10 protein-coding genes are annotated in these 12,555 nt (G+C 64.6%); 8 read left to right on the forward strand and 2 right to left on the reverse strand.

Annotated features, from left to right (window positions below; genetic code table 11):
* Nucleotides 1-21 precede the first annotated feature (21 nt).
* Both DRB19_RS08130 and DRB19_RS08135 read left to right on the forward strand, forming a co-directional pair.
* Nucleotides 22-903: a TIGR01459 family HAD-type hydrolase gene (locus DRB19_RS08130; protein WP_114185606.1), complete on the forward strand. Its 882-nt coding sequence runs from the start codon at nt 22-24 to the stop codon at nt 901-903.
* Between the two features lie 108 nt (nt 904-1,011).
* Nucleotides 1,012-1,983, forward strand: coding sequence for a bifunctional riboflavin kinase/FAD synthetase (locus tag DRB19_RS08135; RefSeq protein WP_114185607.1), 972 nt, complete (start codon nt 1,012-1,014; stop codon nt 1,981-1,983).
* On the opposite strand, the gene DRB19_RS08140 is transcribed toward DRB19_RS08135, so the two are convergent.
* Nucleotides 1,959-3,155, reverse strand: coding sequence for a DUF3095 domain-containing protein (locus DRB19_RS08140; protein ID WP_114185543.1), 1,197 nt, complete (start codon nt 3,153-3,155; stop codon nt 1,959-1,961). The genes DRB19_RS08135 and DRB19_RS08140 overlap by 25 nt on opposite strands.
* 57 nt (nt 3,156-3,212) lie before the next feature.
* Nucleotides 3,213-3,716 (reverse strand): peptide-methionine (R)-S-oxide reductase MsrB, encoded by a 504-nt coding sequence (gene msrB, locus DRB19_RS08145; protein WP_114185544.1) that lies wholly within the window; start codon nt 3,714-3,716, stop codon nt 3,213-3,215.
* Nucleotides 3,717-3,986: 270 nt separating this feature from the next.
* Between msrB and ileS the strand changes: the two genes are divergently transcribed.
* The 6 genes from ileS (at nt 3,987) to DRB19_RS08175 (ending at nt 12,477) form a co-directional block, all read left to right on the forward strand.
* Nucleotides 3,987-6,932 (forward strand): isoleucine--tRNA ligase, encoded by a 2,946-nt coding sequence (gene ileS, locus DRB19_RS08150; protein WP_114185608.1) that lies wholly within the window; start codon nt 3,987-3,989, stop codon nt 6,930-6,932.
* Between the two features lie 50 nt (nt 6,933-6,982).
* Entirely contained in the window at nt 6,983-7,462 is a 480-nt protein-coding gene (gene lspA / locus DRB19_RS08155) for a signal peptidase II (RefSeq protein ID WP_245439340.1), read from the forward strand.
* A gap of 92 nt (nt 7,463-7,554) precedes the next feature.
* Nucleotides 7,555-8,181 carry a hypothetical protein gene (locus tag DRB19_RS08160; RefSeq protein ID WP_147021746.1) on the forward strand — a complete coding sequence of 209 codons (627 nt, stop codon included), beginning with the start codon at nt 7,555-7,557 and terminating at the stop codon, nt 8,179-8,181.
* A gap of 212 nt (nt 8,182-8,393) precedes the next feature.
* Nucleotides 8,394-9,722 (forward strand): M16 family metallopeptidase, encoded by a 1,329-nt coding sequence (locus tag DRB19_RS08165; protein WP_114185547.1) that lies wholly within the window; start codon nt 8,394-8,396, stop codon nt 9,720-9,722.
* Nucleotides 9,723-9,745: 23 nt separating this feature from the next.
* Nucleotides 9,746-11,023, forward strand: a complete 1,278-nt coding sequence (locus DRB19_RS08170; RefSeq protein ID WP_114185609.1) for a M16 family metallopeptidase — start codon at nt 9,746-9,748, stop codon at nt 11,021-11,023.
* Between the two features lie 134 nt (nt 11,024-11,157).
* Nucleotides 11,158-12,477, forward strand: a complete 1,320-nt coding sequence (locus DRB19_RS08175) for a glucose-6-phosphate isomerase (protein ID WP_114185548.1) — start codon at nt 11,158-11,160, stop codon at nt 12,475-12,477.
* Nucleotides 12,478-12,555: the final 78 nt, after the last annotated feature.

Raw genomic sequence — 12,555 nt, forward strand, 5'->3', positions numbered from 1 at the left:
GTCCACAGCCAGCGAGCCCTCATGACCCTTTCGTCCCGCCCCGCTCTCGTCGAGGGCCTTCAACCTCTCGCCGACCGGTACGACCTTGTTTTGTGCGACGTCTGGGGCGTCCTGCACAATGGGGTGAAAGCCTATGACGCCGCCGGCGAGGCGCTGACGGAGTTCCGCAACCGGGGAGGCCGCGTCGTTCTCGTATCTAACGCGCCGCGTCCGGGATCTGCGGTGGGAGTTCAACTCGACGGCTTCAGGGTTCTGCGCTCGGCCTACGACGCCATCGTGACCTCTGGGGACCTGACGCGCCTCGCCATCGAGGAGCGCCTCGACAAGGTCGTGCACCATATCGGCCCGCCCCGCGACATGCCCGTCTATGAAGGACTCGACGTCCGTTTCGGCTCGATCGAAGAGGCGGATTATGTGGTCTGCTCCGGTTTCGAGGACGACGAGCGGGAGACGGCGGAGGATTACCGGCTGCGGCTCGAGGCGATGCTCAAGCGCGGCCTGCTGATGGTTTGCGCCAATCCCGACCTGGTGGTGGAGCGCGGCAACGTGATCGTGCCCTGCGCGGGCGCCATTGCGCTCGCCTATGAGGAGATGGGCGGCGACGTCTATTACGCCGGAAAGCCCCATGAGCCGATCTACGAGAAGGCGATTGCCGTCGCGGCGGGGTTGAATGGGCGCGAGATCCCCAAGGATCGGGTGCTCGCCATCGGCGATGCGATCCGCACCGATATCGCGGGCGCGGCCGGGTTCGGCATCGATTCCCTTTTGATCGCCCGCGGCATCCACGCGGAGGAGCTGGGGGTCCATCGGGGTCCTCTGGTGTCGCAGCATGTCCAGGACTGGATCGATCTCCAGCCGGTTCGGCCGCAGGCCATCGCGGACGTCCTGTCCTGGGCGGCCTGATATCGTCCATCTTCTTTGGCGTGCGCCCATCGGGGCCATGCTCTCGCCTTGACCCCAGGACCGGATTTCGACACGGTCGCGGGCCTTGTGCCAGCCCACCCTGATCAGATGCCCTCCGATAAAGCTCCTCAGTCAGCCTCGCCTTCCTTCGTGGTCTGCCGCGACGGCGATCCCGTTCCGGACAGCCTGAAGGGCGCCATGGCGGCTATAGGCAACTTCGATGGCGTGCATCGCGGTCACCAGCATCTCATCCGGCTGGCGGCGGATTCGGGCAGGCCGGGCGCGGTGATCACCTTCGAGCCCCATCCCCGGGCTTTCTTCCAGCCAGATCGACCCCTGTTCCGTCTCACGCCGGAGCCGGTCAAGCTCGCCGTACTGGCTCGCCTCGGCCTCGCCGGCGTGTTCGTGAGGCGCTTCGGTCGGGAACTCGCCGCCCAAACCGCCGAGGAATTCGTGGACATCCTCGAGCGCGACCTCCAGATCTCCGGCGTGGTGATCGGCTATGATTTCCATTTCGGGCGCGGCCGCGAGGGAAATCCGGCCAGAATGAAGGAACTCTGCGCCGCGCGGGGGCTCCACTGTCTCGTGGCGCCCGCCGTCACGGAGGCGTCCGAACCGGTCTCCTCCAGCGCCATCCGGGCTGCGCTGGAGGCGGGCGACATCGCGCTCGCCAATCGCCTCCTCGGCTATCGCTGGTTTGGGCGCGGCGAGGTGCTGCATGGTGACAAGCGGGGACGCGTGCTCGGCTACCCCACGGCCAATATCCGCCTTCCGGAGGATTCCCGCCTTCGTCATGGGGTCTACGCGGTCCGTGCTTCAGTCCAGGGGAAGCCCGTGGACGGGGTCGCCAGTTTCGGTCGCCGGCCGACCTTCGACAACGGCGCGCCGCTCCTGGAGGTCCACCTCTTCGATTTCACAGGCGACCTCTATGGGCAGGTTCTTGACGTGGAATTCGTCGGTTGGATCCGCGGAGAGGAGCGCTTCGATGGGATCGAGGCGCTGATCGAGCGGATGGATCGGGATTCCGACGAGGCCCGATCGATGCTTGCCACGGATCAGACGCGGTCGATGATCGGGTAGCCGACAAGGTGCATCAAGGCCGTCAGCTTCAACGCTCTTGCGGCCATGGCGTAGCCGCCCATGGCCCCGTCCACGAAGTGGATGTGGTCGCTGCGGGTGGGTGAGGGGACGAAGCAGGTCATGAGGGCCGAATCCTGCCGGTGCATGCCGTATCGGGCGATGCCCTCCATCTCGGCCTGAGCCAGCATATGGCCAAGGCTGTCTACCAAAGCCGGCGTACAGTCGAGTGTCATCCGCAGGCCATCATCGAACTTGCGAAAATCGGTGTTGCGGACAAGCTGATCCAGATACCGTGCAGGGTCGAACCCTCCGACGGGTCGCCCCAGCCGGAAGAGCAGGAAGGCTCCCAGGCGCTGGGCGACAAGCTTCAGAGAGGAGCGCAGGCGGGGGCGTCCGAACCCTTTGGCCTCAAGCACCACACCTCTGAAAGGCGAGCTCAGGACCGGTCCTCCGGCCGGGACGGGGCGCTCCGATTGGCCTTCCGCAGCAGCCAGGACCCTGGCGATGAGTGCATCGAAGGCTGAGGCATCGGCTTTCGCAGCGGGAAGAACGATCAGCGATAGGATGACGCCCCGCTGCGATTTGATCTCGTCGAAGCGGCAGGACAGCCCCAGCAGGTTGGGAATGGTTCCCGGCGCCGCCGGCGGGACACCATAGGCGCCCGCTTTCATCTGCCGCTCAGCATGGGCCAATCCGCCGCCCGAGAACATCGCATAGGCGACATCCGGCGAGGGTGCGAACCGCGCCACGCGAACATCGTGCCCCTGCGACCGGATTTCCGAGACGGACACGAGCGCCGCTCGCAGCTCAAGGTGGAACTCGTCTCGTGCCCAGGCGGCTACGCCGGCGAGCGTTTCCCGCGCAAGGTCCGCTCGTGAGGCCGGCAGCGCGAAGGCAGCGCCGTCCCCACCGAACACAAAGGGAAAATCGTGGCTGCCCAGCGCGTTGGAAATCGCCGCGATGACGGACGCGGCCACTGTGTTGACCTGCTTGTAACGTCCCGCCTCGATGGCGGAGGTGGAGCGAACCACATCCGTGAGACCGAGAACCCAATCGTCCGGAAGGGGCGTGTAAATGCCCGGATCCGTCAGACGCGAGAAGCTGTCGAAGACCGGCAGGCGCGTGTAGAAGCCCGCCTCGCTCTCGATATCTGCCTTCGGTTCGTCCGTCATGGTGCTTGCCTAGACCGGCGGAAGGCTGGGCCGCCAGCCTTCCGCCGAAGGGGTTTGTCAGGCGACCGGCTCGCCTTCCGGTGCGCCGCGGTCGAGCAGATCGGGCAGGGGATCGCCCTCCGCCACGAAACGCATGGAAACCGAGTTCATGCAGTAGCGCTCGCCAGTGGGCGGCGGGCCGTCGTTGAACACATGGCCGAGATGCCCCTGGCAGCGGGCGCAGCGGATCTCGGTGCGGACCATGCCGTAGCTGGTGTCCCGCACGAATGCGACGTGCGAGCGATCGATGGGATCGAAAAAGCTTGGCCAGCCTGTGCTGGATTCGAACTTGGCGCCTGACTTAAACAGGGGCAGACCGCACAGGCGGCAGGCATAGGTCCCCGGCTCCTTGGCCTCGTTGAAGATGCCGCAGAAGGGCCGCTCCGTGCCGTGCTCCAGGAGGACGCGGCGCTCCTCGTCATCCAGGTCGTCGACGAGCCTGCCATACTCGTCCTGGCTGGGTGGGGTCAGGTCGAAGCCGGCCTGTGAGCGCTGACCGGCCGTGGTGGTCGAGTGAGCCATGTCTCGTCCTTCCGTCGAGGGGATAAGGATTGATCTGCAATAGATAGGAAGCCGCAACTGGAATCGCCACGCTTTATTATCCGGCTGGGCGCTGCTAAAAGGCTCGCCATGTCCATGCTTCATCAGGCTGACCGGGCGGAGCGCCCCCTGCGAATTACAGGCCCGGCCTTCGCGTAACCCGCGAAGGTCCGGGATTTGAGCCGTTCGCCCTTTGACCTATGCCTGATGCGCTCCGCTGACGCGGGCCATCCTCAAGATCGATTGACCGTCATGTCCGACAAGACCGAAAGCCCTGCGCGCGATTATTCCGAAACCCTGTTTCTGCCGCAGACCGACTTCCCCATGCGCGCCGGCTTGCCTCAGCGCGAGCCGCAGCTCCTGCAGCGCTGGAACGAGAACAAGCTCTACGAGCGGCTGCGCGAGGTCCAGAAGGGACGGCCGCGCTTCGTGCTCCACGACGGCCCTCCCTATGCCAACGGCAACATCCATATCGGGCATGCGCTGAACAAGATCCTGAAGGATCTGGTGGTGCGCTCGCAAGGGATGCTGGGGTTCGACTCCAACTACGTGCCGGGCTGGGACTGCCACGGTCTGCCGATCGAGTGGAAGATCGAGGAGGAGTATCGCGCCAAGGGCAAGAACAAGGACGACGTGGACGTCGTCGAGTTCCGCCGCGAGTGCCGAGCCTTCGCCGAAAAGTGGATCGACGTGCAGCGCGAGGAGTTCAAGCGCCTGGGCGTCGAGGGCGATTGGGCCGATCCCTACCAGACCATGTCCTTCGACGCGGAAGCCCAGATTGCACGCGAGATCATGAAATTCGCGGTTTCCGATCAGCTCTATCGCGGCTCGAAGCCTGTCATGTGGTCGTCCGTCGAGAAGACGGCGCTGGCCGAGGCGGAGGTCGAGTATCACGAGAAGACCTCCACGACGATCTGGGTGAAGTTCAAGATCACCAACACCCTCGACGGTGATCTCGACGGCGCGTCCGTGGTCATCTGGACGACCACGCCCTGGACGATCCCGGCCAACCGCGCCATCGCCTACGGGGCCGAGATCTCCTACGGCCTTTATCAGGTCACGGAAGCAGCCGACGACAATTGGGCCAAGGTGGGCGATCGTCTGATCATCGCCGACAAGCTTGCGGCTGATGTGTTCGCGGCGGCCCGCGTGGCTGGGTACGAGCGCGTCAAGGACGTGCTGCCGGTCATGATCGAGCGCTGCGCCCATCCGTTCCGCGGCCTCGACGGAGCGAACGGCTACTGGGACTTCGCCGTTCCGGTGCTGCCGGCCGATTATGTCACGGACGATGCCGGCACGGGCTTCGTGCACACGGCGCCGGGCCATGGCGCGGACGACTACAATACTTACGTGAAGCACAAGGCCTTGTTCGAGACTTGCGGCACGAAAGAAGTGCCGCACACGGTGTCGCCGGATTCGTCCTACTTCCCGGACGTGCCCTTCTTCGCGGGCGAGCGCATCTATGACGACAAGGGCAAGGATGCAGGCGCCAACGAGGCGGTGATCAAGAAGCTCGTGGAGGTCGGGGCGCTGATCGCGCGCGGCCGCCTTAAGCACCAGTATCCGCATTCCTGGCGCTCCAAGGGCCCGCTGATCTTCCGCAACACGCCGCAATGGTTCATCGCCATGGACAAGGCGCTCGACGACAAGGGCGACACGCTCCGTCAGCGCGCGCTCCATGCGATCAAAACGGTCGAATGGGTGCCGGAGACCGGCGAGAACCGCATCACCGGCATGATCGAGAATCGGCCCGATTGGGTTGTGTCGCGCCAGCGCGCCTGGGGCGTGCCGATCGCGGTGTTCGTCAAGAAGGGTACCAACGAGATCCTTAAGGATGAGCGCGTCAACGCTGCCATCGCAGACGCTTTCGAGAAAGAGGGCGCGGATGCGTGGTACGTGGACGACGGCGCGCGCTTCCTGAAGGCCGGCGGCTACGACGTGGTCGATTTCGAGAAGGTGACCGACATTCTGGACGTGTGGTTCGATTCAGGCTGCACCCACGCCTTCGCGCTGGAAAAGCGTGACGACCTCAAGGTTCAGCGCAAGGTCGACGGCGGCCCGGATCAGGTCATGTACCTGGAAGGCTCCGATCAGCATCGCGGCTGGTTCCACTCGTCGCTTCTGGAAAGCTGTGGCACCCGCGGACGTGCGCCTTACGACATCGTCCTGACCCACGGCTTCGTCCTCGACGAGAAGGGTCAGAAGATGTCGAAGTCGCTCGGCAACGTGGTCGCGCCTCAGAAGGTGATCCAGGATTCCGGCGCGGACATCCTGCGCCTGTGGGCGGCGGCCTCCGATTACTCGGACGATCTGCGCATCGGGCCTGAGATCCTGAAGACCTTCGTCGAAACCTACCGCAAGCTGCGCAACACGATCCGCTGGATGCTGGGCTCGCTGGCACACTTCCAGGAATCCGACAAGGTGTCGGTGACCGAGATGCCGGAGCTGGAGCGCTTCGTGCTCCACCGTCTGGCCGAGCTCGACGGCGAGATGCGCGAAGCCTATCGCGAGTTCGATTACAAGCGGGTGATCGCGCTGCTCAACTCGTTCATGACGTCCGACCTGTCGGCCTTCTATTTCGACATCCGCAAGGATGCGCTCTATTGCGACCCGCTGTCGAGCAAGGTCCGAAAGAGCACGCTCACGGTCATCGACCAGGCCTTCCGCTGCGTGGCGACCTGGATCGCGCCGATCCTGGCCTTCACGGCCGAGGAGGCGTGGCTGGCGCGCTATCCGAATGCGGAATCCATCCACCTCGAGACCTTCCCCAAGGTGCTGGCGGAATGGCGCAACGACGCCCTGGCCGAACGCTGGTCCAAGATCCGCCGCGTCCGCCGTGTGGTCACCGGCGCTCTGGAGATCGAGCGGGCGAGCAAGCGCATCGGCGCGAGCCTCGAGGCTGCGCCTGTCGTTCATATCGCCGATGAGACCCTGTGGAACGCCGTTCAGGGCCTTGATCTGGCCGAGATCTCGATCACGTCCGGCATCGAGGTTGTGCAGGGCGAGGGGCCTGCCGACGCGTTCCGCCTAGAGGACGTCAAGGGCGTCGCCGTCGTGCCGCGTCTGGCGCAAGGCCGCAAATGCGCCCGGTCGTGGAAGGTCACGCCGGATGTGGGCTCCGATCCCGAATATCCGGACGTGACCCCGCGTGACGCAATGGCGCTCCGGGAATGGGATCAGGCGAGGGCGGCCGCGTGAAGGGAAGCTCCGCCTCGGGACAACCCCGCTCCCTGGATGCCAGGGGGCGGGTGACGCCGACCCATCTGGGTTTCGCGGCTGCTCTGGTCACGCTGATCCTTGATCAGGCAACAAAGCTTTACTGCCTCTTCGTCTATGATCTGCCTGTGCGCGAGCCGGTGGAACTGACTCCGTTTCTCAATCTGATCGTGGTTTGGAACCGGGGCATTTCCTACGGCCTGTTCCAGCAGCACACGGAAGTGGGGCGCTGGATCCTGATCCTTGTCTCCATCCTGGCGGCTTTCGGCCTGTCCTACTGGATCCGCAACACGTCCGGGCGGCTCCTGGCCGCATCGCTGGGGTTGGTCGTGGGGGGCGCAACCGGCAACGTTATCGATCGCCTGGCTTATGGAGCCGTGTTCGACTTCCTCCAGCTCCATATCGGAACGTGGTCCTGGTACGTGTTCAACGTGGCCGATGCGGCCATCGTTGCGGGCGTTATCGGATTGCTTTATGACTCCTTCGTGCTGGAAAAGCGCCGGGTGCGGTAAAACTATCACAGGATCAGGTCGGGCCGCCTTATGTTCGCCCGAATGAGCAATCAGGCGTTCCGGAAAGAATGGGGAACCAGATGGTGGGTGCCATGAAGGGAATGAAAGTCTTTGGTTGCGCGAGCGCTTTGGCGCTTCTCGTCGCAGCGTCCGGTGCTTCGGCGCAGGAGGGCGAGGCGATGAAGAGCATCCTCGGAAGCATCGGCATCATCCCCAAGGAAAAGCCGCCGATCGACTACAACGAGCGCCCTCCGCTGGTGCTGCCGCCCAAGCTGGACCTTCCTCCGCCGGCTCCTAGCGGCGCTGAGGCCCGCAACGGCAATTGGCCCAAGGACCCTGACGTGGCGGCAGCCCGCAAGGCGTCGGCTGAAGCCCGCACGCCCTATACCAGCTCGGAACTCTACAAGAACAGCGAAGGCAAGCGTCTCTCCATCGAGGAGATGCGCGCCGGTCGCAACCCGAACAACTACGTGACCCGGCCGGGCCCCGTGGGTGGTCAGGCCGACAAGAGCGTCATGAGCCCGGACGAGCTCCGCTCCTTCCGCGACGATAACGCAAAGCTCGAAGGCGACGGTCTGGAGCGGCGCTACCTCAGCGATCCTCCGGGAGGCCTGCTGAAGGCCGCCAACGGCGCCCCGGTCAGGGCCACGGCGGATCCGGTGCTCGACGGCGACCCGGACAGCCCCCAGGCTTTCATTCGTCAGCAGAACAGGCGCTGATGCATCGCAAATACTAGTCTACTTCAGGCGAACGGGCTCCCCCGCTTCGCCTGAAACGTATTGAAGAGCCGAAAAGGCCAAGTCTGTGCGTCATCAGCTCCAGCGCTTGCCGCACTCCAAAGTTGCGCTGCTCCGCTTGCTTGCCCAACAATTTGGACTATTCCCGTAGGAAATCCTACGTAGTGCTTTGATTCCGCTAAGGTTGAATAATGATGGACACCGCCTCCAAACCCTTCCTACGGACCGATGCCGCGTCTTTCGGGCGAACGGAAGGTGGTGGCCCGAACGTGTCGAGCTTCACGCTCGACAACGGTCTTGACGTGGTGGTGATCCCCGACCATCGGGTGCCGGTCGTGACCCACATGATCTGGTACCGCAACGGCTCGGCGGATGATCCGATCGGCCAGTCGGGCATTGCTCACTTCCTCGAGCACCTGATGTTCAAGGGCACCGAGAAGCACCCGGCAGGCGAGTTCTCGAAAGTCGTCTCGGCATTGGGCGGCCAGGAGAACGCTTTCACGTCCTTCGACTACACGGCTTACTTTCAGCGCGTCGCGCGCGAACACCTCAGGACCATGATGGAGTTTGAGGCGGACCGCATGACGAAGCTTCTCCTCGAGGAAGCCGTCGTCGGCCCGGAGCGCGACGTGGTTCTCGAGGAGCGGCGCATGCGGGTCGAGACAGATCCGTCATCCCAGCTCTCGGAGGCCATGGCGGCCGCGCTTTTCGTGCATCACCCTTACGGCATTCCGATCATCGGCTGGATGCACGAGATCGAAACGCTGAGCCGCGAGAACGCTCTCGATTATTACCGACGCTTCTACACGCCTGAGAACGCCATTCTGGTGGTGGCCGGAGACGTGACGCCCGACGAGGTGCTGCGGCTGGCCAAGGACACCTATGGCCGGATCGAGCCCCGTGGCGAGCGCCCCGTGCGCTTCCGCCCGCGCGATCCCGATCCGGTGGCCGCGCGTCACATCACGGTGTCGGACCCAAAGGTCGAGCAGCCGACCCTGCAGCGGCTCTACCTTGTTCCCTCCTGCCGCACGGCCAAGGAGCGGGATTGCTATGCGCTGGAGCTTCTTGCGGAAGTGATCGGCGGCGGTCCAACCTCCTACCTCTACCGTAAGCTGGTGCTCGAGCGCGGGATCGCCGTGAACGCGGGTGCTTGGTACATGTCCTCCTCCATGGACGAGACCCGGTTCTGCGTCTATGCGGTGCCGTCCGAGGGGGTCACGCTACAGGCTCTCGAAGAGGCTGTGGACGAGGTGCTCAAGACCGTGCCCGAAGCCCTTGATTCCGACTCGATCGAGCGGGCCAAGACCCGCCTCGTGGCCGAAACCATCTATTCCACCGACAGCCAGTCCGCCCTTGCGCGTATCTACGGTTCGGCTCTCGCTATCGGCGAGACCATCGAGGACGTGCATCGCTGGCCGGGCGAGATCGAGGCCGTCGTGAAAGACGACTTGGCTTCCGCGGCAGAACGCTACCTCGTCCTGCGCCGGTCCGTGACTGGGTATCTGCAGAAGTCGGCCTCCTGAAAAGCCGAAGAACCGAGATGACCATGACAGCTTCTGTCGAAATTCGCGCTGCGTCCCCAACCTCGGTGAAGACGCTGGTTTCCCCCGGCGGCATCGAGGCCTGGCACGTCGAGTCCGACGTAGTGCCTCTGATCGCCGTTGCGTTCACGTTCGAGGGCGGCTCCGCTCACGATCCAGAGGATAGGCCGGGCGTTGCGCAAATGCTTGCCCGCTTGCTCGACGAAGGCGCAGGCCAATACAACTCCGATGCGTTCCAGGAGCGCTTGGCCGGGCGCGCCATCGAACTGTCCTTCAATGCGGGCAATGATGCGATCGGCGGCTCTCTCAAGACCTTGGTCAAGCATGCCGACGAGGCCTTCGAGCTCATGCGTCTGGCGCTGGCCGAGCCGCGCTTCGATCAGGACGCCATCGAGCGCGTCCGCGCGCAGACCATCGCGGGCCTGCGCTACCAGCAGAACGATCCGGGCGTCATGGCGACGCGCCGGTTCTTCGAGGAAGGCTTCGCGGGCCATCCTTATGGCCGTCCGACCTCCGGCACGCCGGAGAGCGTGGCGATGATCACGCGGGACGATCTGGTCGCCATGCATCGAACGATGATCACCCGCGGACGGATCAAGATCGCGGTCGTCGGCGCCATCAGCGCGGATCGCCTGTCAGGCCTGCTCGACAAGGTGTTCGGATCGCTGCCCGAGGCCCAGCCGCTGCCCTTCATCGAGCCGACCAGCCTGAAGCAGATCGGGTCGCGTTTCGTGGTCGATCTCGATGTCCCGCAATCGGTCATCCGCTTCGGTACGCAGGGAATTGCCTGGCGCGAGCCCGACTTCATCCCGGCTTATGTGCTCAACCACATCCTGGGCGGGGGGGCGTTCACGTCGCGCCTGTTCCAGGAGGTGCGCGAAAAGCGCGGCCTCGCCTACAGCGTCGGCACATCCCTGGTGAGCTACCGCTCCGCCGCCATGACCTGGGGCTACACCGCCACCAAGAACGAGCGCGTGGCCGAGTGCCTCGACGTGATCTCGCAGGAGATCTCCCGCCTTACGACGGACGGCCCGAGCGACGAGGAACTGCAGAAGGCCAAGGATTACCTCATCGGATCCTATGCCCTCGGGTTCGACACCTCGACGAAGATCGCCCACACCATGGTGCAGATCGCCTTCGAGGGCCTCGGCATCGACTATATCGGCCGCCGCAACGCCCTCGTCGGGGCCGTCACCCAGGCTGATATCAGCAAGGCCGCCGAGCGCCTGTTCGGCGATGGCAGGATGTTGACCGTGATCGCAGGACGCCCCACAGGCCTCTGATCTGCACCTTTTGGTGATCGGGCCTATTGCGCCCATCGCCAAGACGGGCCCTGATCTCCCCCTATGCACTCTGGCCAAGGCCTTGCGGCCGCCCTAGTCTTGCGCTCCCCTGTTGCAAGCTGGAGCAACCGCGCATGGCCCTGCAGCAAACCATCGATCTCGCGCTTGCATCCAATATCGGTGAAGGCGGCCTGCCGCGCACGGCCGTCGAGGCTGCCTTGGCGGTCGTCGGCAAGGGCATGAAGAGGCTTGCGGAAGAGGATGCCACAGGCAGACTTCCGCTCCTTCACATACCGCGCGCGACGGACGACTTCGATGCCGTGCGAGCAGCGGCGTCCTGGCTGCGCCGGGATGCGACCGACGTGGTGTTTCTCGGCACCGGCGGGTCGAGCCTGGGAGGGCAGACGCTCGCGCAGTTGCGGGATTATGCCGTGCCGGGCGCCGGGCGTTTCACCGAGAGCCCGCGCGTCCACTTTCTCGACAATCTCGATCCCGTCACCTTCGACCACATTCTGCACAAGCTGCCGCTTTCCTCGACCCGGTTCGTGGCGATCTCGAAATCCGGCGGCACAGGCGAGACCCTGATGCAAACCATCGCGGTCCTGTCCGCTCTCGACAGGGCCGGTCTGAGGGCGCGTCCCAATGAAATTTTCCTGGGCCTGTCGGAGCCAAGGCCGCCGGGCGGGCGCAATGCCCTGCGCGACCTCCTGGAGCCCGAGGGCGTACGCTTTCTCGATCATCATGGAGGGATCGGCGGGCGCTACTCCGTTCTCACCAATGTGGGTCTTCTGCCCGCCGCCGCGATGGGGCTCGATATCGCGGCCATCCGCGAGGGCGCGGCGGAGGCCTATGAGCCGTTCCGCAATGGAACGGACGCGAAGTACACACCCGCGGCCCTGGGAGCCGCCCTCAACATTGCGACGATCCTCGAGGGCAAGGGGATTGCCGTCACCATGGCCTATGCGGATAGGCTCGAACGCTTCACCCGCTGGTGGGTGCAGCTCTGGGCCGAGAGCGTCGGTAAGGAGGGCAAGGGCTCCCAGCCGGTAGCCGCCATTGGCCCAGTCGACCAGCATAGCCAGATGCAGCTCTATCTCGGAGGCCCCAACAACAAGCTGTTCACCGTGCTGACGACCGGAGTGGCCGGGCAGGGGCCGCTCATGGACGGGAAGCTGGCGCAACGCGCCGGGGAGCCCGGCTTCGGCGGCCGCCACATGGGCGACCTCGTGGCCGCGCAAGGCCGCGCCACGGCCGACATGCTCGCCAGAAACGGCCGTCCTACCCGGCAAATCCACGTCGAGAAGCTTGACGAGCGCGCGCTGGGAGAACTTCTCATGCACTTCATGCTGGAGACGATCCTCACCGCCTACGCGCTCGGGGTCGATCCGTTCGATCAGCCGGCCGTGGAGGAGGGTAAGATCCTGGCTCGGGAATATTTGGCGCAGGGGGCGTAGGTTTCGAAAAAGAGGCGCCCGTTTCTTCCCTCTCTCGCGGGGAGGGAACAACACGGTGCCCCTCATGAGGAGTGGAAT

The organism is Microvirga aerophila (assembly GCF_003332305.1).
Classification (GTDB): Bacteria; Pseudomonadota; Alphaproteobacteria; order Rhizobiales; family Beijerinckiaceae; genus Microvirga; species Microvirga aerophila.